Source organism: Pseudomonas edaphica, assembly GCF_005863185.1.
In the GTDB taxonomy this organism is placed as follows: domain Bacteria; phylum Pseudomonadota; class Gammaproteobacteria; order Pseudomonadales; family Pseudomonadaceae; genus Aquipseudomonas; species Aquipseudomonas edaphica.
In genome coordinates this window covers 1-21,918 of sequence record NZ_VBVZ01000029.1, presented here as the reverse complement: position 1 = coordinate 21,918, position 21,918 = coordinate 1, and the positions used below count along the sequence as shown (strand labels likewise).

12 protein-coding genes, 2 pseudogenes and 2 riboswitches are annotated in these 21,918 nt (G+C 63.0%); of the genes and pseudogenes, 6 read left to right on the top strand and 8 right to left on the bottom strand.

The window, feature by feature from the left end; translation table 11 throughout:
• Positions 1–142: pseudogene (locus tag FEM54_RS35040) on the top strand (hypothetical protein); the annotation flags it as partial.
• A gap of 39 nt (positions 143–181) precedes the next feature.
• On the opposite strand, the pseudogene FEM54_RS35230 reads toward FEM54_RS35040, so the two are convergent.
• From FEM54_RS35230 to cobW, 6 genes and pseudogenes are all read right to left on the bottom strand, one after another.
• Positions 182–2,479: pseudogene (locus tag FEM54_RS35230) on the bottom strand (AMP-binding protein); the annotation flags it as partial.
• A 138-nt stretch (positions 2,480–2,617) separates the two neighbouring features.
• Positions 2,618–5,581, bottom strand: coding sequence for a non-ribosomal peptide synthetase (locus FEM54_RS35225; protein ID WP_477749724.1), 2,964 nt, complete (start codon positions 5,579–5,581; stop codon positions 2,618–2,620).
• Positions 5,582–6,116: 535 nt separating this feature from the next.
• On the bottom strand, positions 6,117–6,719 hold the full coding sequence (locus FEM54_RS03500) for a vWA domain-containing protein (RefSeq protein ID WP_138449550.1): 603 nt from the start codon (positions 6,717–6,719) through the stop codon (positions 6,117–6,119).
• Positions 6,720–6,772: 53 nt separating this feature from the next.
• On the bottom strand, positions 6,773–7,771 hold the full coding sequence (locus FEM54_RS03495) for a magnesium chelatase ATPase subunit I (protein ID WP_138449546.1): 999 nt from the start codon (positions 7,769–7,771) through the stop codon (positions 6,773–6,775).
• 181 nt (positions 7,772–7,952) lie between these two features.
• Positions 7,953–11,714, bottom strand: coding sequence for a cobaltochelatase subunit CobN (cobN, locus tag FEM54_RS03490; protein ID WP_138449544.1), 3,762 nt, complete (start codon positions 11,712–11,714; stop codon positions 7,953–7,955).
• 3 nt (positions 11,715–11,717) lie between these two features.
• Positions 11,718–12,779 carry a cobalamin biosynthesis protein CobW gene (gene cobW / locus FEM54_RS03485; protein WP_017136909.1) on the bottom strand — a complete coding sequence of 354 codons (1,062 nt, stop codon included), beginning with the start codon at positions 12,777–12,779 and terminating at the stop codon, positions 11,718–11,720.
• A 92-nt stretch (positions 12,780–12,871) separates the two neighbouring features.
• Positions 12,872–13,071, bottom strand: a riboswitch (cobalamin riboswitch).
• A 42-nt stretch (positions 13,072–13,113) separates the two neighbouring features.
• Positions 13,114–13,331: riboswitch (cobalamin riboswitch) on the top strand.
• Between the two features lie 97 nt (positions 13,332–13,428).
• On the opposite strand from cobW, the gene FEM54_RS03480 reads away from it, so the two are divergent.
• The 4 genes from FEM54_RS03480 to cobM all read left to right on the top strand — a co-directional run bounded on the left by FEM54_RS03480 (position 13,429) and on the right by cobM (position 15,535).
• Positions 13,429–13,617, top strand: coding sequence for a CbtB domain-containing protein (locus FEM54_RS03480; protein ID WP_017136910.1), 189 nt, complete (start codon positions 13,429–13,431; stop codon positions 13,615–13,617).
• Positions 13,618–13,628: 11 nt separating this feature from the next.
• Complete coding sequence (locus FEM54_RS03475) at positions 13,629–14,330, top strand: CbtA family protein (RefSeq protein ID WP_138449542.1); 702 nt, start codon at positions 13,629–13,631, stop codon at positions 14,328–14,330.
• Positions 14,327–14,719, top strand: coding sequence for a cobalamin biosynthesis protein (locus tag FEM54_RS03470; RefSeq protein ID WP_138449548.1), 393 nt, complete (start codon positions 14,327–14,329; stop codon positions 14,717–14,719). The genes FEM54_RS03475 and FEM54_RS03470 overlap by 4 nt, the downstream gene beginning before the upstream one ends.
• A 69-nt stretch (positions 14,720–14,788) precedes the next feature.
• A complete protein-coding gene (gene cobM, locus FEM54_RS03465; RefSeq protein ID WP_017136913.1) occupies positions 14,789–15,535 on the top strand; it encodes a precorrin-4 C(11)-methyltransferase in 747 nt (248 codons plus the stop codon).
• 194 nt (positions 15,536–15,729) lie between these two features.
• Here the strand turns inward: cobM and nfuA are convergent, their stop codons facing one another.
• Positions 15,730–16,314 (bottom strand): Fe-S biogenesis protein NfuA, encoded by a 585-nt coding sequence (gene nfuA, locus FEM54_RS03460; protein WP_017136914.1) that lies wholly within the window; start codon positions 16,312–16,314, stop codon positions 15,730–15,732.
• Positions 16,315–16,408: 94 nt separating this feature from the next.
• Positions 16,409–18,700 (bottom strand): fatty acid cis/trans isomerase, encoded by a 2,292-nt coding sequence (locus FEM54_RS03455; RefSeq protein WP_138449540.1) that lies wholly within the window; start codon positions 18,698–18,700, stop codon positions 16,409–16,411.
• A gap of 164 nt (positions 18,701–18,864) precedes the next feature.
• Between FEM54_RS03455 and metH the strand changes: the two genes are divergently transcribed.
• On the top strand, positions 18,865–21,918 hold a 3,054-nt coding region (gene metH, locus FEM54_RS03445; protein ID WP_138449538.1), incomplete at its 3' end, for a methionine synthase.

Below are 21,918 nucleotides of genomic sequence, written 5' to 3'. Positions count from 1 at the left end.
TGAGCTGTATGTGGGTGGCAGCGGCGTGGCGCGCGGTTACCTGAACCGTGCGGACCTGACCGCCGAACGCTTCCTGCAAGACCCGTTCAACCCGGGGCGCATGTACCGCACCGGCGACCTGGCGCGCATCCAGCACATAGGCCTGTGCATTTGCGATAGGTCGGCCGATAGGCACAGCGCCCGCGCCCGGCGTGGTGATTTCAAACGTGGTCGAGAAGGTGGTGGCTTCGGTCGGCCCGTAGCCGTTTAACAGGTGTTGCGGCTTGCCGTGCTTGAGCACCCGGGCAATCACCAGCGGGTCAAGCACATCGCCGCCGACGATCAGGTAGCGCAACTGGCGCAGCACCGGCAGCAACGCGTCGGCGTATTGATGGAACAAGCCTGCCGTCATCCACAGCACGCTCACGGCCTGTTCCTGCAACAGCTCGGCAAATGCGGCCTGGGACAGCAGCACCGCATGCTCGACCACCACCACGCAACCGCCATTGAGCAACGGCGCCCACACATCCAGGGTGCTGGCGTCGAACGCCGGGTTGGAGGCGAAGGCCACGCGGTCGCGCTCGTTGAAATCGGCATAGCCGTTGTTGAGTACCAGCCGCGAGACGGCGCGGTGCGGCACTTGCACGCCTTTGGGCGCGCCAGTGGAACCGGAGGTGTACATGATGTACGCCACCTCGTCCGAAGACTGCGCAAGCTCCGGGTTGCGCGGCGACAGGCTATCCAGGTTCAGGTCGGCCAGGGTATGGAGTACATGCCGCGCTCCGCTGTCCTGCACCATAAAGGCCTGGCGTTCGAGCGGCGCGTTGATGTCCAGCGGCACATACACCGCTGCGCACTTGAGGATCGCCAGTTGGCTCACCAGCAAATCCAGCGAGCGTGGCAACGCAATCGCCACGTACTCACCCGGTTGCACGCCCTGGTTGATCAGGTGATGGGCCAGGCGGTTGGCACGGCGGTTGAGGTCACGATAGCTCAAGGACAACGCACCCTGCACCGCCGCCACGGCTTCGGGCCGCGCCAGTGCCTGAGCTTCGAACAGCTGGTGCACAGTGAGCTGCGACGGGTATTGGCGCGCGGTGGCGTTGAACTCGACCAACAGCTGGTGACGCTCGGCCGCCGGCAAAATCGACACCGCCTGCAACGCGGTGGTCGGCGCTTGTTGCAGCGCGGTCACCAGGTGGCTGAGCGCGGTGAGCATGTAGTCGCCCACGCGCTGCACATCCAGACTGGCCACGCCTTGTACGGTCAGCGCAAAGCCGGTGCCGAGGTCATCGACGTTGAGCACCAACGGGTAGTTGCTGCGCTCCTGGGAACTGAGAATCTCGATACCGTGCGTGGCAAACGGGCTGTCTCCCGGTGCCTCGTCCGGGGCGCTGTGACGGAAGTTGAGCAAGGTACTGAACAGCGGCAACGAACCCGGTACACCACTGCAACGCTGGGCCAGGGACAGCGAAGCGTGCTCGTGCCCAAGCAACTGCGCCAGGCGCGCATGGGTGGCGCGCACGCCGGCCTGCACGCTGGTGGCGCCCAGGCTGACGCGCAGCGGCAAGGTGTTGATGAACATTCCCAGCGCCCGGTCGGCGCCCTCGCCGCCTTGCATGCGCCCCAGCAGTACGGTACCAAACACCACATCCTGCTGGCCGGAGACCTGGGCCAGCACCTGCGCCCAGGCCAGGTGCACCAGGCTCGCGCTGCTGACACCCAGCTGTCGCGCCTGTTCGCGCAGGCCCTGGCTGAGCGCCGGGGCCAGCGGCAAATGCGCCTCGACGATGCCGCTGCCGTCGCCGTTGACATCCTGCAAACCGAACGCCAGCGTGGGCTCGTCAATATCACCCAGCATGTCGCTGAAAAAGGCTTCGTGTTGCGCCTGGGTCACGCCCAAACGCGCCTGGGCCACGTAATTGCGGTATTGCACCGCCGGCGGCAGTTGCGTGCTGTGGCCGGCCAGGCTGGCGCTCATCTCCTCCACCAACACCTGCAGGGCGGTGTGGTCGAGCAGGATATGGTGCAGCAGCAGGATGCCTGCAAAGCCATCCTGTTGTTGCGCATAACCGAAATGCATCAGCGACGCGCGGCTCAGGTCGAGGCGGAAATGGCGTGGGTCAAAGCGCTGTTGCAGCTGCGCCAGCGCATCATCAGCCGGCACGTCGAGGCGCTCGACGTGCAGCGGCGCCTGGCGCAACACCACTTGCACCGGCTCATCCAGGCCTTCCCACAGAATGCCGGTGCGCAGGATGTCGTTACGCTCGATCACACAGTGCAAGGCGCGGGTAAACGCGTCCACCGCCATTTGGTCGGCAAAATTGAACTGCACCTGCAACACGTAGGGGTCGCCCTCGGTCGTTGCCAGGTGGTGATACAGGATGCCGGCCTGCAACGGCGCCAGGCCGTAGATATCCTGCACGTTGGCGATGCCGCCGGGCACGTGCTGGAGGATGTGGTCGATGGCCGCCTGGTCCAGCGTCACCAGCGGCAGCATGTCGGGGCTGATGTGTGCGCTGGTCGCCGTGATCCGATTGGCCGGCACTTGGACTTCCTGCTGCCCGCCCACCGCCGCGGCGAGTGCGCGCAAGGTGGGTTGGCCGAACAACACGCGCACGTCGCAGCTCAACTCCACCTAGCGCATGCGTTCGATCAGCTTGACCGCCAGCAGCGAGTGGCCGCCCAGCTCGAAGAAGTTGTCGTCGCGCCCGACGTTGTCGAGTTTCAACAGCGACTGCCAGATGCCGGCGATGGTGCTTTCCACAGCGCCTTGCGGGGCGGCATAGTCACGCCGCGCCAGGGCGTCGGCATCCGGCGCGGGCAAGGCTTTGCGGTCGAGCTTGCCGTTGGTGGTCAGCGGGAATTGGTCCAGCAGCACGAAGGCGCTGGGCACCATGTATTCAGCCAGGCTCAGCAGCAGATGGTCGCGCAGTTCAGCGGCACCGAGTTCGCGCTCGGCGATCACGTAGGCCACCAGGCGTTTGTCACCGGGCTCGTCTTCACGGGCGATAACCACCGCGTCACGCACGCCGTTGGCGCTGGCCAGAGTGGCTTCGATTTCGCCCAGTTCAATGCGGAAACCGCGGATCTTCACCTGGTCATCGTTACGGCCCAGGTATTCGACGCTGCCATCGGCCAGCAGGCGGCCGAGGTCACCGGTCTTGTACATGCGCAGGCCGGTGGCCGGGTCGGCCAGGAAGCGTTCGGCATTCAGCTCGTCACGGTTGAGGTAACCGCGCGCCACACCGGCGCCGCCGACATACAACTCGCCGACCACACCCATCGGCAACGGCTCGCGACGCGCATCCAGCACATACAGCTGCAGGTCGGGAATGCGCACACCAATCGGGCTGACGCCAACCAACTGCGCATCCGCCGCTTCCAGGGCGCGGTAGGTCACGTGCACGGTGGTTTCGGTGATGCCGTACATGTTGACCAATTGGGTGCCAGCGTTGATGGCGCGGGCGTACCACGGTTTGAGCATGCCCGGTTCCAGGGCTTCGCCGCCGAAAATAACCTGGCGCAGTGAATGCGCCTGGGCGCTCTGGGCCGCGATCAACTGGCGAAATGCGCTGGGCGTCTGGTTGAGGATGCTCACACCCGCGTCACAGATCAGCGCGTAGCACTCATCTGGCGAGCGGCTGACCAGTTGCGGCACGATCAGCAACTGGCCGCCGTGCATCAGCGCGCCCCAGATCTCCCAGACCGAGAAGTCGAACGCGAAGGAATGGAACAGCGCCCACACATCATTGGCGTTGAAGCCAAACCAATGCTCGGTGGCGGTGAACAGCCGCGCCACGTGGCGGTGTTCGATCATCACGCCTTTGGGCAGCCCGGTGGAGCCGGAGGTGTAGATCACATAGGCCAGGTTGGCCGGGCTGAGCGCAACGCGCGGGTTGACGATGGATTCTGCGCGCAGGCTGTTGAGGTCGATGCGGGTCAAATCACCGACCAGATGCTGCGTGTCGGCTTGTACCAACACGGCCACTGGCGCGCTATCGGCCAGGGTATAGGCGATGCGCTCCAGCGGGTAAGCCGGGTCGATGGGCACATAACCGGCGCCAGCCTTGAGGATACCCAGCAGACCAATAATCATCTCCGGGCCACGCTCGACGCAGATCGCCACGCGATCATCAGGGCGAATGCCCTCGGCCAGCAGGCGGTGGGCGACCTGGTTGGCACGTTCGTTGAGTTGGCGGTAGGTGATGCGCTGGGTGTCGAAACGCAGGGCGATGGCATTGGGTTGAGCGGCGGCGTGGGCTTCGACTTGCGCGTGGATCAGGGCAGTGTCGCTGTAGTGCGCGGGGCTTTGATTGAGGCGGTGCAGCAGATGGTGACGTTCGGTGTCAGGCAGGATATTCAGGCCGCAGAGCGGCATATCCGGTCGCTGCTCCAGGGCCTCGGCCAGGCTGTGCAGGGCCGTGTGCAGGTAACCGGCGACCCGTTGCGCGCCGATGGACGCATCGACCATCACCGTCAGCGCAAAGTCTTCACCCAGGTCGTCGACGTTGACTGTCAGCGGGTAGTTGGTGCGCTCTTCGGCGCCCAGAACCTGGATGCCTTCGGCCACCTCGATCACCGCCGCCATGTCGGTGGCGGCACTGTGGCGGTAGTTGAGCATCGCACTGAACAGCGGCGTCGGCGCCGCCACACCGCTGCAACGCTGGGCCAGCGCCAGGGACGCATGCTCGTGATTGAGCAAGGTGGTGAGGCGTTCGTGGGTGGCCTTGACCCCGGCGCGCACGCCCTGCTCGCCCACGTCCACGCGCAACGGCAAGGTGTTGATAAACATACCCAGCGCGCGTTCACCGCCATCGCCGGCGCCCATGCGGCCAAGCATCACCGTGCCGAACACCACGGCATCGCGCCCGGACACCACGCCCAGCACGCGCGCCAGGGCCAGGTGCATGATGCTCGCCACGCTGACGCCCAGTGGCCGTGCCAGGCCACGCAGGCGGCGGCTCAGGCTGCTGTCGACGGGCACACGCACTTCATCGATGCCGTGCCCGTCGCCTTGTACATCCTGCAGGCCGAAGGGCAAAGTCGGCGCATCGATATCCGCCAGCATGTCGCGAAAGAACGCCTCATGCGCCTGTTCGCTGACGCCGTGGCGCACCTGGGCGATATAGCTGCGAAACGCCACCGGCTCGGCCGCCTGGGCGTGCTCACCGGCCAGATACAGTTGGATCTCATGGCGCACCACATCCAGGGCGGTGTGGTCGAGGATGGTGTGATGGAACAACAGCATCGCCACCACGCGCTGGTTGGCCGGGTCATTGGCAAACACCAGGCGCAGTAACGGTGCCTGGCCCAGGTCCATGCGATAGGCGCGGGCGTCATAGCGCGCGAGCAACTGCGCCAGGCGGTCGCCGTCGGCAAAATGCGCTTCTTCGCAGGCCAGGGTTGCCTTGCGCCACACCACTTGCAGCGGTTCGTCCAAACGCTCCCAGGCCATGGACGTGCGCAGGATATCGTGGCGGTCGATCACCCATTGCAGCGCCTCGGCAAACGCGTCAAGGCGCGCGCGGCTGTCGAGCACAAACTGCGCGTGCAGCACGTAGGGGTCACCTTGCTGCGCCGAAAGGTGGTGGTACAGCATGCCTTCCTGCAGCGGCGCCAACGGGTAAATATCCTGCACATTCGCCGCGCCACCGGGGATGGCGGCGACAATGCGGTCGATGGCCGGCTGGTCGAGCGTGACCAGTGCCAGCATGTCGGGGGTAATGCGGTAAGCCGGGCTTAGCCAGTCACCGCCGTGTTCAGCCACGAAGGCAAGCAATTGAGGTTTGTGCGCGATCAGTTGATCCCACAGATCGTCATCCAGGGCTTCGTCATCGCCGAGAATAATCAGGTCGCCTTCTTCCAATTGAAGACGGATCGCATGGGTGGAAATCGCTGCCAATAATTCACTGAACTGCATGGGGTAACCTGCCTGATAAGTCACGGTTGAGTAGAACGTCCGTATTCAGCTGCCGTTTGAAGCGGGTGTGCTGGCGCCGGGAAAAAATCGCGGGCACAGCCGAGGGCCTGGAGTGGCGTCCGGCAGGCTTGGAAAATTAAGGGATTTGGCAGGCAGGGGGTGACATGGGAAGCGGGGACAAGCGGGAATCAGGCAGCGTTCAGTTTTATCAAGCCTACAAACTATCGATAGGCCGATAGTCCAGATGCAGCTCAAGCGCCAGCTGTTTTGCGCGGCCCAGCCTGATCGGGCCGCGCTCGATATCCACCAGTAGCCCAGGACAATCGAGCACGGGCAACCCAGCGATAGCCTTGAGCCGCCCATCGGTAATCACCAGCAGCCGCTGCTGCTCGACCGGGTAACGCCGGCGGCGCGCGTGCAGCCATTGGCCAGCTTCGGACAACGCCGCCAGCAACGGTGTGCCGCCACCGGCGCCCAGCTGCGCCAGCCAGCCACTCAAGCCTTTGGCGGCCTTGAGCCCCTGCACCTGCCATTTAGGCGAGTGCCCGCTGGCGGTCAATAACGCCATGCGCGCGCGCTGCCGGTAGGCGTCGTCAAACAGCTGGGCGAGCAGGCCTTTGGCGTCGCTCAGCGCGCCATGGCGGCGGGTGGACGCCGAGGCATCGACAATCACCAGCCACAACTCATGGGCCGCGCGGCTGCGCAGGTGATAAAGCAGATCCTCACGGCACTGCGGCCGGCCACCGAGCAAGGTGCCCGGCCAATTGATCGCGCCACGCTGGGCGCTGCGTGCCTTGCCGTGCCTGCCATGTTCCAGTCGCCCTGCCTTGGGCCGGGCATCCGCCCCCGCGTCAGGTCGAGGGCGAATGCCTAGGGCTTTTTTGGCCAGGTGGGTACTTCCCGGCGGGCGCCCGTGGGCAATGCGGGCGCGGGCATATCGCCCCACTGGCCCTGGCCGGGTGATGGGTCAGACGGTTTTGCAGCCTGGCCTGGATCGGGCGGGCTTGTCGACGGCGTTTGCGGTTGGCGGCGATGACGCAAGGCGAACTCGGCCACCGCTTCGATATCTTCCTCGGCGATGGCACTCGCGCCGCGCCAGGCAGCATGGGCGCGCGCGCCGCGCAACCAGACCAGGTCGGCGCGCAAACCATCGACGCCGGCGGCAAAGCAACGCTCGGTGATCTGCGCCAGGGCCTGGTCGTCCAGTTCAATACTGTCGAGCCGCGTGCGCGCCTGGGTGCAACGCTCACGCAGCGCCGCCTGCGGTTCGGCCCATTGGCGGCAGAACGCAGCCGGGTTACTGTCGAAATCCAGGCGGCGCCGGATGATCTGCGCGCGCTCGCTCGGCAAAGTCTGCCCGCTCAGCGCCACATTAAAGCCGAAACGGTCGAGCAGTTGCGGGCGCAACTCACCCTCCTCCGGGTTCATGGTGCCGATCAGCACAAAACGCGCCGAATGGCGATGTGAGATGCCATCGCGCTCAATCAGGTTGGTGCCGCTGGCGGCCACGTCCAACAGCAGGTCGACCAGGTGATCGGGCAGCAAGTTGACTTCATCGACATACAACACACCACCATCGGCCTTGGCCAATACGCCGGGGGAAAACTGCGCCCGGCCCTCGCCCAGCGCGGCGTCCAGGTCCAGAGTGCCGACCAGGCGCTCTTCGGTGGCGCCCAGCGGCAAGGTGACGAACTGGCCGCTGACCAACAGATCCGCCAGGCCACGCGCCAGGGTCGACTTGGCCATGCCACGCGGGCCTTCGATCAGCACACCGCCGATTTTCGGGTCGATGGCGGTCAGGCACAGCGCCAGTTTCAGCTCATCGGCGCCGACCACGGCGGACAGCGGGAAATGGGGAATATCAGTCATACCTGCTCTCTTTAAATTCTGCTATTTCTTGTGGCGAGCGGGCTTGCCCCGCGTTGGGCTGCGAAGCAGCCCTAAATCCAAACGCCGCGTTCTTTCAGGAAAACCAGGTTGACCTTATTGGGGCCGCTACGCGGCCCAACGCGGGGCAAGCCCGCTCGCCACAGTGTGGGAATATCGGTCATCAGCTGTCTTCTTCTATGTCCAGCAACAGGTTTTCCAACGCCTCGCGATACGCGCCCGGCGCCTGCCACATGCCGCGTTGCTGGGCTTCGAGCATGCGTTCGGTCATGTCGCGCAATGCCGCCGGGTTGTGCTGCTGCACAAAGGCGCGGGTGTCGGCGTCGAGCAGGTAAGCGTCGGCAAGCAAGGCGTATTGGTGATCGTCGATCAGTGCAGTGGTGGCGTCGAATGCGAACAAATTGTCCACCGTGGCCGCCATCTCGAATGCGCCTTTATAACCGTGGCGTTTCACGCCGTCGATCCACTTGGGGTTGGCGGCACGGGAGCGGATCACCCGGTTGAGCTCTTCCTTCAAGGTGCGGATCTTCGGCAGGTCCGGCTGGCTGTGGTCGCCATGGTAGCTGGAGGCTTTGTCGCCACTCAGGGTTTCCACGGCGGCGAGCATGCCGCCCTGGAATTGGTAGTAATCGTTGGAATCGAGCAGGTCGTGTTCGCGGTTGTCCTGGTTGTGCAACACCGCCTGTACCTGGCTCAGGCGCTGGGCGAATTGGTCGCGGGCGGCGGTGCCTTCGTCGGCACCCCCATAGGCGTAGCCGCCCCAGTTCAGGTAGACCTCGGCCAGGTCTTCGCGGCTTTGCCACAGGCGACCGTCAATCGCGCCCTGCACACCCGCGCCATAGGCACCGGGTTTAGCGCCAAAGATGCGCCAGCCGGCCTGCTTTGCCGCGGCCGCTTCATCCAGGCCCGACTCGAGCAACGCTTCACGCTCACTGCGCACCTTGGCCGCCAGCGGGTTCATGTCGTCTGGCTCATCCAGCGCCGCCACCGCCTGCACCGCCGCATCGAACAGGCGGATCAGGTTGGCGAACGCATCGCGGAAGAACCCGGACACGCGTAGCGTCACATCCACCCGTGGGCGATCCAACAAGCTGATCGGCAGGATTTCAAAGTCATTCACACGCTGGCTGCCGGTGGCCCATACCGGGCGCACGCCCATCAGCGCCATGGCCTGGGCGATATCGTCGCCGCCGGTGCGCATGGTGGCGGTGCCCCATACAGAGAGACCGAGCTGGCGCAGATGGTCGCCGTGGTCTTGCAAGTGCCGCTCAAGGATCAGGTTGGCGGATTGAAAGCCGATGCGCCAGGCCGTGGTAGTGGGCAGGTTGCGCACATCCACGCTGAAGAAATTACGCCCGGTAGGCAGCACGTCGAGGCGCCCGCGACTTGGCGCACCGCTGGGGCCGGCAGGTACGAAACGGCCACTCAGGGCATCCAGCAGGCCGCGCATTTCGGCGGGGCCGCAGGCGTCCAGGCGCGGCGCGACAACAATGCGCAGGCTTTCTATGACCGACTTCACGTCTTCCCAACCGGGTTCTTCGAGCTGTTCGAGCGGCCCTTCCAGTGCCTGCTCGATCAGGCGCGCGGCATACAGTTCCAGGCGTTCGCGGGTGTCACCGGCGGTACGCCACAGCTGCGCGTCGATCTTCTGTAACACCTCGGGACGGCGCCCGGTCCAGGGCTCGGACAGGGCACAATCGAGCGGGTCGAAACCCAGGTCGAAGGCTTTGGCCAACACCCGCAGCAGGCTCGATTGCGGGCCACGCCCATCGCCACGGGGAATGCGCAGCAAGGCCAGCAAGGTGTCGATGCGCAGGCGGCCTTCGGGCGACTCGCCAAAGATATGCAGGCCGTCGCGGATCTGCGACTCCTTCAAGTCGCACAGGTAGGTGTCCAGGCGCGGCAGCCAGACCGCCGCGTCAGCGTCGTTGTCCAGCTCAAGTTCCTGGTCGATTCGGGTTTCGCGCACCAACTTGAGAATGTCTTTTTGCAGCTCGAGGGCACGGCGTGGGTCAAGCAACTGCGCTTCGTAATATTCGTCTGCCAACAGCTCCAGGTTACGCAGCGGGCCATAGGTTTCGGCGCGGGTCAGCGGCGGCATCAGGTGGTCGATGATCACCGCCTGGGTGCGGCGCTTGGCCTGGGCGCCCTCGCCTGGGTCATTGACGATAAACGGGTAGATATTCGGCAATGGCCCGAGCAGCGCATCCGGCCAGCAATGTTGCGACAACCCGACACCCTTGCCCGGCAGCCATTCAAGGTTGCCATGCTTGCCCACATGGATCACGCCATGGGCGCCGTAGGTGTGGCGCAACCAGAAGTAGAACGCCAGGTAGCCGTGGGGCGGCACCAGGTCGGGGTCGTGGTACACCGCGCTGTGGTCCACCTGATAACCGCGTGCCGGCTGAATGCCGACGAAGGTCAGGCCCAGGCGCAGGCCGGCGATCATCATGCGCCCGTCGCGGCACATCGGGTCGTGGTGCGGCGCGCCCCAGCGCTCCAGCACGGCCTGGCGATTGGCTTCGGGCAAGCGCTGGAACATCGCCTCGTAGTCGTCCAGGCTCAGGCTTTGATGGCACGGGCGCAGGTCGAGGCTGTCGAGGTCGTTGGTGACGCCGCCGAGCAATTCATGGATCAAGGCAGTGCCGCTGGCGGGCAACTCACTCGGCACCGGGTAACCTTCGGCTTGCAGCGCACGCAGGATATTCAGCGCCGCTGCCGGCGTATCCAGCCCCACGCCATTGCCGATGCGGCCGTCGCGGGTCGGGTAATTGGCCAGGATCAGCGCAATGCGTTTGTCGGCATTGGGTACTCGCGCCAGTTCGACCCAGCGCCGCGCCAGTTCAGCGACAAAATCCATGCGTTCCGGCGCTGCGCGGTAGCACACCACGTCGGATTGGCTGCGCTCGCTGCGCCAGGCTAAATCTTTAAAGCTGATGGGCCGGCTGATAATGCGCCCGTCCAGCTCCGGCAAGGCGATGTGCATGGCCAGGTCACGCGGGCCAAGGCCCTGTTCACTGGCCTCCCAGCCAGGCTGATTGTCCTGGGCACAGATCGCCTGGATCACCGGGATATTGCGGCGAAACGGCCGCAGGTGCGGGGCTTCCGGGCTGGATTGGGCAAAGCCGGTGGTGTTCAAAATCACCGCCGCCTGCACTGCATCCAGCAAGTCCTCGACCACTGTCAGGCAGCCGGGTTCTTTCAAACTGGCCACCGCCATCGGCAGCGGGTTAAGACCCGCCGCCTGCAAGCGTTGGCAGAACACATCGATAAAACCGGTATTGGCCGCCTGCAAGTGCGAGCGGTAGAACAACACCGCCGCCACCGGCCAGTCGGCGTGCCAATCGGTCTGCCAGTCGTTCAGCCGTGGGTGGGGTTTATGCGGGTGATAAATCGCCGTGCGCGCCAGGGTTTGCGGCTCGTCCCAGGCGTAATCGCGGCCCAGGTGGCTGCTGGCCAGGCAACGGTAGAAATCCAGCGCATTGCCCAAACCGCCCTGGCGCAGGAAGTGCCAGAGGCGGTCGCGCTCAGCCATGCCAACGGTGCTTAAGCCGCTGAGTTCCGGGTCGGGGCGATCATCGCCCGGCACCAGAATCAACTGCACGCCGCGCTCGGCCAACTCCACCAGGCGCTCGATGCCGTAGCGCCAATAACCGATGCCACCGTGCAGAGAAATCAGGATGACCTTGGCGTGGCGCAGCACCTCGTCGACGTAGAGGTCGACCGAGGCGTGGTTTTGCACCTGCATGGGGTTGGCCAGGCGAAAGCTGGGGTAGTCGACGGGCAACTGCTGGCCGGCCTCGGCCAACAGTGCAAGGCTGGAATCACCGCTGCACAGGATCACCAGCTCGGCAGGGGTTTGCCCAAGGTCGGCAATATTGTCGTCCGAAACGAAACCACCCGGCTGAGTCCTGAGCAGGTGCATGGGTTAAACGCTGAGCGCTGCGCGCAATTGCGCTTCGAGGCCCGCCGCATCCAGCTCCTGGCCGATCAGCACCAGGCGTGTGATGCGCGCTTCGTCGGCGCCCCAGGCACGGTCGAAATGTTTGTCGAAACGCGTGCCCACACCCTGGATCAGCAGGCGCATCGGCTTGTTCGGGATCGCCGCGAAGCCTTTGACGCGCAGGATGCCGTGTTGCACCACCAACTGGGTCAGGGCGTCGAGCAGCAGCGCTTCGTCCGCTTGCGGCAGGTCGATGGAGATGGAGTCGAACGCATCGTGGTCGTGATCGTCTTCACCTTCATGGTGATGATCGTGATGGCTGTGGCGGCCGTCGATGTGTTCTTCGGAACCCGCGCCCAGGCCGATCAGCACGTCCAATGGCAGGCGACCGCTGCTGGCTTCGATGATTTTTACGGCCGGCGGCAGTTCTTCGGCGACTTCCAGGCGCACGCGGGCCAGGTCTTCGGCGCTGATCAGGTCGGATTTGTTGAGGATCACCAGGTCGGCGCTGGCCAACTGGTCGGCAAACAGCTCGTGCAGCGGCGATTCGTGGTCCAGGTTCGGGTCGAGTTTGCGCTGGGCGTCAACCTGGTCCGGGAAGGCGGCGAAGGTGCCGGCAGCCACGGCCGGGCTGTCGACCACGGTGATTACCGCGTCAACCGTGCAGGCGCTGCGGATTTCCGGCCACTGGAAGGCTTGCACCAGCGGTTTTGGCAGGGCCAGGCCCGAGGTTTCAATAAGGATATGGTCGAGGTCGCCGCGACGTGCAACCAGCTCGCGCATCACCGGGAAGAACTCTTCCTGCACGGTGCAGCACAGGCAGCCGTTGGCCAGTTCGTAAACGCGGCCGTTGGCTTCTTCTTCGGTGCAACCGATGGAGCACTGTTTGAGGATCTCACCGTCGATGCCCAGTTCGCCGAATTCGTTGACGATCACGGCGATGCGACGGCCTTGAGCGTTGTCGAGCATATGGCGCAGCAAGGTGGTTTTACCCGAACCGAGGAAGCCGGTAACGATGGTGACGGGGAGTTTGGCCAGTGTTTTCATCGGATGCCCTTGGGGGCGGGCAGACGGGACGATAGACCCTGCGACGGCGCGCAGCAGCGGATTTCGTCACCGGATCACCCCGCCCGGTTAAGTAGAAAATCGGTTGCGAGGCAGGTCTCCTGGCTTGGGGTTTGCAGGTCTTGCGACCCGCGCTGGCTGCGCCTTCCCGCCGTTATGGCAGTGGCGTGGCAGGCAGCTGAACCCTTCACAGTTGCGGGGGCAGCCGCGGCTTGGACCGCGTTCCCTTCTTAGCTTCGGCGTGGGCCGAAGAACCTCGAAGGTGCAAGGCTACAGGGGCTCGCGCGATTTGACTACCGTCGCCCGCCCATGCTCTCCTACACATCTTGTTTCGGGTGCCCTTCACAGGGTGAAACGGGAAACCGGTGAGTCATAGCGTGATGACGAGTCCGGTGCTGCCCCCGCAACGGTAAGCGAGCGAAGCATCAAATCCACTGTGCCTGTGCATGGGAAGGAGATGCTTGATACGGCCCACCTCTTTTCCCAAGAGCGCCCCTCGCAAGCCCGGAGACCGGCCCGAAAAAACCAGATAACAAACCCGCGGTGGGCGGGCGCTGTTCAGAACCCTGCGTGCCTGCCTCGCGGGGTTTTCATGCGCCTGCGTCACCCTGAACCCCTGAAGGGACGCGCCATGTCGATCATCAGCAGCACTTCGCACACCGCCAGCAGCACCACTACCTTGAGCCAACGCCTGGGCGCCGCCATCGGCGCGTCGATCCTCGGCGCGTGCCTGGTGTACTTCGCCGGTTTCTCGCATATCGAAGCGGTGCACAACGCCGCCCACGATACCCGCCACAGCGCCGCGTTCCCGTGCCACTGAGGCCTGCCGACATGATCAAGCGTATTGCCCAAACCGCAGGTTTCACTGGCCTGCTGGCCGCCCTGTTGCTGACCCTGCTGCAAAGCTTTTGGGTCGCCCCGCTGATTCTGCAGGCGGAAACCTTTGAAAATGCCCCGGCCGTCGAAGTGGCGCACGAACACGCCGCTGGCGCCGCAGCCCACACCCACGACGCCGAAGCCTGGGAGCCGGAAAATGGCTGGCAGCGTGTGTTGTCGACCACTGGCGGCAACCTGGTGGTAGCGGTCGGTTTCGCGCTGATGCTGGCCGGTCTCTACACCTTGCGCGCGCCGACCCGCACGGCTCAAGGGTTGCTCTGGGGCTTGGCCGGTTACGCGACGTTTGTACTGGCGCCCACCCTGGGGCTGCCGCCGGAGTTGCCGGGCACGGCTGCCGCCGACCTGGCGCAACGGCAGATCTGGTGGATCGGCACCGCGGCCTCCACCGCCGCCGGTATCGCACTGCTGGTGTTTGGTCGTAGCTGGCTGCTCAAGGTGTTGGGCGTGGCGATCCTGGCCGTGCCCCACGTGATCGGCGCGCCGCAACCGCAAGTGCATTCGATGCTGGCACCCGAAGCCCTGGAAGCACAGTTCAAAATCGCCTCGCACCTGACTAACGTGGCCTTCTGGCTGGCCTTGGGCTGGATCAGCGCATGGCTGTTTCGTCGCAACCGCGACAGTCAATACTCGGCATGACACTGGTGGTCGGCCTGGGCTGCCAGCGCGGCTGTGATGTTCACACCCTGCTCGGCCTGCTTTACGCAGCCCTCGCCGACGGCGGCATTGAACGCCAACGCATCACCGCGTTGGCGAGCATTGATCGCAAACACGCTGAACCCGGCCTGCTGGCCCTGGCCCGACTGCTGGAGCTGCCTTTGCAGTGTTTCAGTGCTGCACAATTGGCCGGTTATGAACAGCGCTTGAGCCACAAGTCAGCCGTCGCTTTTGCGCATACAGGTTGCTATGGCATCGCCGAAAGCGCCGCCCTGGCCCTGGCTGAACAGCTCTCCCAGCGCCCTGCCCGCCTGTTGATCACGCGCAAAAAAACCGCCCAGGCCACCTTTGCATTGGCGTGCGCCGACTAAAATCCCGATAATTGCCCTCCTCGATCATGAGCAACTTTCATGCTCGCCCGTTTTTCAACAGGAATTCCCATGACCGTCTACTTTATCGGCGCAGGCCCCGGCGACCCGGAATTGATCACCGTCAAGGGCCAGCGGCTGATCCGCAGCTGCCCGGTGATCATCTATGCCGGCTCCCTGGTGCCGGCGGCGGTATTGGAAGGTCATCAGGCTGAACAGGTAGTCAACAGCGCCGAATTGCACCTGGAACAGATCATTGAGCTGATCAAGGCAGCCCACGCCAACGGCCAGGATGTGGCCCGCGTTCACTCCGGCGACCCGAGCCTGTATGGCGCGATTGGCGAGCAAATCCGTTATTTGCGTGAGTTGGGCATACCGTTCCAGATCATCCCTGGGGTGACTGCAGTGTCGGCTTGCGCCGCGTTGCTGGAAACAGAGCTGACCCTGCCGGACATCGCCCAGAGTGTGATCCTGACCCGTTATGCCGATAAAACCAGCATGCCGGCGGGTGAGGCATTCGACAGCTTGGCGCAGCATGGCACAACGATGGCAATTCACCTGGGGGTCAACCACCTGGAGAAAATCGTCGCCGAACTGCTGCCGCACTACGGCGCGGACTGCCCGATTGCCGTGGTACACCGCGCGACGTGGCCGGATCAGGATTGGGTGCTGGGCACGTTGGCGGATATTGCCGAGAAAGTAGCGGCCAAAGGGTTTCGGCGTACGGCGTTGATTGTGGTGGGTCGGGTGCTGGCCAGTGATGGTTTCAGCGAATCGTCGCTGTATCGGGCGGGGCATGCGCACCTATATCGCCCCTGAAGTGTGGGAGCTGGCTTGCCTGCGATAGCGGTGTGTCTGCCACTGGACTTGTTGGCTGATAGGCCGTCATCGCAGGCAAGCCAGCTCCCACAGCTGATCTACTTTGTTAAGTAGACTGCGTAACGCACTGAATTTTAAGCATAAAAAACGGCGCTCACGGGGCGCCGTTTTTTTATTCGCAGTGAACACCTTACTCAGTAGTAGGCGTTTTCTTTCTGCGTGTGGTCGGTCACGTCACGCACACCCTTGAGCTCCGGGATACGTTCGAGCAAGGTGCGCTCGATGCCTTCACGCAAGGTCACGTCGGCCTGGCCGCAGCCTTGGCAGCCGCCGCCGAACTTGAGCACGGCAATACCGTCTTCGACCACATCGATCAAGCTGACCTGACCGCCGTGGCTGGCCAGCCCAGGGTTGATCTCGGTTTGCAGGTAGTAGTTGATGCGCTCGTTGACCGGGCTGTCGGCGTTGACGTTCGGTACCTTGGCGTTGGGCGCCTTGATGGTCAACTGGCCGCCCATGCGATCGGTGGCGTAGTCGACCACGGCGTCATCGAGGAAGGCTTCGCTGAAGTTGTCGATGTACGCAGTGAAGCTTTTGAGCCCCAGGGCGGTGTCTTCAGGTTTCTCTTCCCCGGGCTTGCAGTAGGCGATGCAAGTCTCGGCGTACTGGGTGCCGGGCTGGGTGATAAAGACGCGGATGCCGATGCCTGGGGTGTTCTGCTTGGACAGCAGGTCAGCCAGGTAATCGTGGGCGGCGTCGGTAATGGTTATGGCAGTCATGGAAACTCCTCACAGGCTTGCCGGCAGTTTACGCCAAAATATTACGCAGGTACAAAGTCCGAGTAATTTTGTCGGAAAAGGCCCAACCAACTCATCAGAGATTCTCATACCGATTCATATCCAGCACCCCGTCTTCCAACGGCGCAGTCTCACGGATGTACTGCGACAGGTCGTGAAAGTATTGCCAGAACAACGGATGACTGCGCCGCACACCCCACCGATCAACAATCTTCTCAAACCGCTTGGCATCCCTGGTGTTTTCCATGGCCGCCACAAACTCGGGCACCTCTTGCGCAGGGATATTGAAGATGAAGTTCGGATAACTGCTAAGCACACCCGGATAGATCGTCACCGTATCCAACCCCGGCTGATAGCGATAAGCCTCACCCAGCAGGAACGCCACATTACTGTGCGCGCGGTTACGCAGCAGGCTGTAAACCACGCGCTTGCCGCTGGCGGTCTCGATACGCAGCATGGTCGCCTCAGGCAACTGATCAATCACCTTGAGCCCCGCCGCCGGGCGTGATGTCAGCCGGCTTAATGCCTGCTCCGCGTCCTGCAACGCCGGGTCGATGCCATCGCGCGAGCAATAAGCACCTGTGCAACGGTTGATCGGATCCGGGCTGGCATTCAAATCGCCGTAACGCGTCAATAACTGGTTGGCAAAGTCACGTTTCGGGTCTTTTTCATCCAGATGCAAGCCGCTTGGCTTGTCGTCGTCAATCGCCTCGTAGTCCAGCCACAGCTTGAGCTTGCCGCTGTTCTGGTACCAATCATCCATAAAGTCATCGCGGGTATCGGCCGGCATCAGGCGCAGGAAGTTCTGCTCGGCGCCGTTGCGGATCAGGTCGAAATACAGCCGGGTCTGGGCCTGGTGCGACACATTGCCGAACACATCGAAATTCACCGCCAACTGGTAATAGGTGCGCTCCAGCAGCGGATAGTCGAACAACCACATCGTCTGCGGTACTTCGCCAATCAAGCCTTTGGTCACCGAAGCACTGTCGAAATGCCGAAAAATCGTCAGCAAGGCGTTGTCATTACCCGCCCACAAAGTCGACCAGCTCGGCGGCGGCACGTCCGCGTAGCTGTCACGGCGCAAGGCTTCATATTGGTTGCGCTTGTCGCGATAGGCCAGCCACAGGCTCAGCACACTGCCCACGTCATCGTTCTGCCCCGGCATCGCCAGCAGCGGAGTAGCCTGGCCGCGATAGCGTGCATCGGTGATGTACAGGTCGTGGTCCGGGTCCTGGAACAGGGTCCAGAAGTTATCGCGAATCACGTCCGTGGCGATCTGACCACGACAGACTGGCCCGCGAATGAAGGTGCGTACAAAATACTCGGCGTTATCGAGCATGAACTGGTAGCGCGCCTTGGCCGGGATGGCTTCAAAGGTTTCGAACGGGTTGGCACGACGACCGGGGCCATAGCCCGGCAAGGCACTCACCTGCCAGTCGCCGGAATAGAACAGGTCTTTGATCCGCGCCATTTTCGCCGCGCTGAACGGGTAAGTGATGTGGGTTTTATGCACGATCACGCCCTGCACCGGCCACAGGCGGTAATACACCTGGGTGCCCGGGTCATCGTTGGGTCGACGGGTGGCGATCAGGTCGATGGGCTGGCCACTTGGCGTGCGCGAACGCACCCATTGGAAGAAATGCCCCGGCTCACCGTTTTCGAAATAAATATGCGCCAGGTACAAATGCTCGTACAGCCAGCGCGCCACCAGGCTTTCACGGGCGCCAGGCTGGTTGAACAGGTTTTCCCACTGCTGTACTTGCAGGGCTTCCCTGGCACTTGGCGCCAGGCCTTGCTCGTCAATCGGCGCACCGGAGGCGAGCCAGCGCTGCAAGGTTTGGTATTGCTGGTCGGTCAAACCGGTGACCGCCAGCGGCATGCCTTCCTTGGGATGGCTGCCGGCGTAGGCATTGAACTCGCCGGGCATGGCGCACATGTTTTGGCGGTTGAGGCCCAACACAATCTCATCGGGCAACTTGGCATTGGGTTGCAGCGGCGCGTTATGCCCCAGCTCCAGCATGCGCGCCACCAATGCGGCCTGGCTGCCTTGGGCGTCGAGTACCGAATAGAAGCCTTTTTGTTGCCAGGCCTGTTTGCCGAATGCGTCGTAGAACAAACGCGTGGTCGGCGTGGCCTGGCTGCGCTCGCCGTCATACACAGGGGTTTTGCTCGCGCCACGGGACGCACCCTCGGCGCTGCCCAGGTTCAATTGGCACGCGGAGTCGTAGCAGGCATGGCAGGCCACGCACTTTTCGTTGAAGATCGGCTGAATGTCGCGGGTATAGGAAATCTCCGGGGCGGTTCCGTTGGCCTGTGCAACGCAGGCGACCAGTGCCAGGACGGCGCTGGTGAGTAAACGAAGTGACATGTATCCGGTCCCGATTCAATGCGTGCGCTATAAGTGCCGGCAATTCTACCGGGCCAAGACCTGCACCAACATGAACGATATTCATGCAAAACCAGGACATGCTCTAAATCGGCACAGGTTTGTTATGATTCACGCCCTCCGAAATGCCTGACCAGAGTAGCCCCATGTCCGACCGTAGCGTTCGTCTGCAAGCCCTTCATCAAGCCCTCAAGGACCGAATCCTGATCCTCGACGGCGGTATGGGCACGATGATCCAGAGCTACAAGCTCGAAGAGCAGGATTATCGCGGCAAACGCTTCGCCGACTGGCCGAGTGACGTCAAAGGCAACAACGACCTGCTGGTACTTACCCGCCCGGACGTAATTGGCGGTATCGAAAAGGCTTACCTGGATGCCGGCGCCGACATTCTGGAAACCAACACCTTCAACGCCACGCGTATTTCCATGGCCGACTACGGCATGGAAGAACTGGCCTATGAACTGAACGTAGAAGGCGCACGCCTGGCGCGCAAGATCGCCGATGCCAAGACCCTGGAGAACCCGGCCAAGCCGCGTTTTGTCGCCGGCGTGCTTGGCCCGACCAGCCGCACCTGCTCGCTGTCGCCGGATGTGAACAACCCCGGCTACCGCAACGTGACCTTCGATGAACTGGTGGAAAACTACACCGAGGCCACCAAAGGCCTGATCGAAGGCGGCGCCGACCTGATCCTGATCGAGACCATCTTCGACACGCTCAACGCCAAGGCCGCGATCTTCGCCGTGCAAGGCGTGTTCGAGGAATTGAATGTCGAACTGCCGATCATGATTTCCGGCACCATCACCGACGCCTCCGGCCGTACCCTGTCGGGCCAGACCACCGAAGCGTTCTGGAACTCGGTGGCGCACGCCAAGCCGATTTCGGTCGGCCTCAACTGCGCCCTGGGCGCCAGCGAACTGCGCCCGTACCTGGAAGAGCTGTCGAACAAGGCCAACACCCATGTGTCGGCGCACCCGAACGCCGGCCTGCCCAACGAGTTTGGCGAGTACGACGAACTGACGTCACAAACCGCTAAGGTCATCGAAGAGTTCGCCCAGAGCGGTTTCCTCAACATCGTCGGCGGCTGCTGCGGCACCACGCCGGGCCACATTGAGGCCATCGCCAAGGCGGTGGCCGGGTATGCGCCGCGCCAAATTCCGGACATTCCCAAGGCCTGCCGCTTGTCGGGCCTGGAGCCGTTCACCATTGATCGCAGCTCGTTGTTCGTCAACGTCGGCGAGCGCACCAACATCACCGGTTCCGCCAAGTTCGCCCGTCTGATCCGTGAAGACAACTACACCGAAGCCCTGGAAGTCGCTCTGCAGCAGGTGGAAGCCGGCGCGCAGGTGATCGACATCAACATGGACGAGGGCATGCTCGATTCGAAGAAGGCCATGGTGACCTTCCTCAACCTGATTGCCGGCGAGCCGGACATCTCCCGTGTGCCGATCATGATCGACTCCTCCAAGTGGGACGTGATCGAAGCCGGCCTCAAGTGCATCCAGGGCAAGGGCATCGTCAACTCGATCAGCATGAAAGAAGGCGTCGAGCAGTTCATCCACCACGCCAAGCTGTGCAAGCGGTATGGCGCAGCGGTGGTGGTGATGGCCTTCGACGAAGCCGGCCAGGCCGACACCGAAGCGCGCAAAAAAGAGATCTGCAAACGTTCCTACGACATTCTGGTGAATGAAGTCGGCTTTCCGCCGGAAGACATCATTTTCGACCCGAACATCTTCGCGGTCGCTACCGGTATCGAGGCGCACAACAACTACGCCGTCGATTTCATCAACGCTTGTGCCTACATCCGTGACGAGCTGCCGTATGCACTGACCTCCGGCGGCGTGTCCAACGTGTCGTTCTCGTTCCGGGGCAACAACCCGGTGCGTGAGGCGATCCACTCGGTGTTCCTGCTGTATGCGATTCGCAACGGCCTGACCATGGGCATCGTCAACGCCGGCCAGTTGGAGATCTACGACCAGATCCCGGCGGAGCTGCGTGACGCGGTGGAAGACGTGGTGCTTAACCGCACGCCGGAAGGCACCGACGCCCTGCTGGCGATTGCCGACAAGTACAAGGGCGACGGCAGCGTCAAGGAAGCCGAGACTGAGGAATGGCGCGGCTGGGACGTCAACAAGCGTCTGGAACACGCGCTGGTCAAGGGCATCACCACGCATATCGTCGAAGACACCGAAGAATCGCGCCAGTCGTTCGCACGCCCGATCGAAGTGATCGAAGGCCCGCTGATGTCCGGCATGAACATCGTCGGCGACCTGTTTGGCGCCGGCAAGATGTTCCTGCCTCAAGTGGTTAAATCAGCCCGGGTGATGAAGCAGGCCGTGGCGCACTTGATTCCGTTTATCGAGCTGGAAAAAGGCGACAAGCCGGAGGCCAAGGGCAAGATCCTGATGGCCACGGTCAAGGGCGACGTGCATGACATCGGCAAGAACATTGTCGGCGTGGTGCTCGGTTGCAACGGCTATGACATTGTTGACCTGGGCGTGATGGTGCCGGCGGAGAAGATCCTGCAGGTGGCCAAGGAGCAGAAGTGCGACATCATCGGCCTGTCCGGCCTGATCACGCCGTCGCTGGATGAAATGGTGCATGTGGCCCGTGAGATGCAGCGCCAGGACTTCCACCTGCCATTGATGATCGGCGGCGCCACCACTTCCAAGGCGCACACGGCAGTGAAAATCGAGCCCAAGTACAGCAACGACGCGGTGATCTACGTCACCGACGCCTCGCGTGCCGTGGGTGTGGCCACGCAGTTGCTGTCCAAGGAGCTGAAGGCCGGTTTTGTCGAAAAGACCCGCCTGGAATACATCGACGTGCGCGAACGTACTGCCAACCGCAGCGCGCGCACCGAGCGCCTGAGCTATCCGGCCGCCATCGCCAAGAAGCCGCAGTTCGACTGGAGCAGCTACACACCGGTCAAACCGACCTTCACCGGCTCCAGGGTGCTGGACAATATCGACCTCAAGGTGCTGGCCGAATACATCGACTGGACGCCGTTCTTTATCTCCTGGGACCTGGCCGGCAAATTCCCGCGCATCCTCGAAGACGAAGTGGTCGGTGAAGCCGCTACTGCGCTGTATGCCGATGCCCAGGAAATGCTCAACAAGCTGATCGACGAAAAGCTCATCAGCGCCCGCGCCGTGTTCGGTTTCTGGCCGACCAACCAGGTGCAGGACGATGACTTGGAGGTG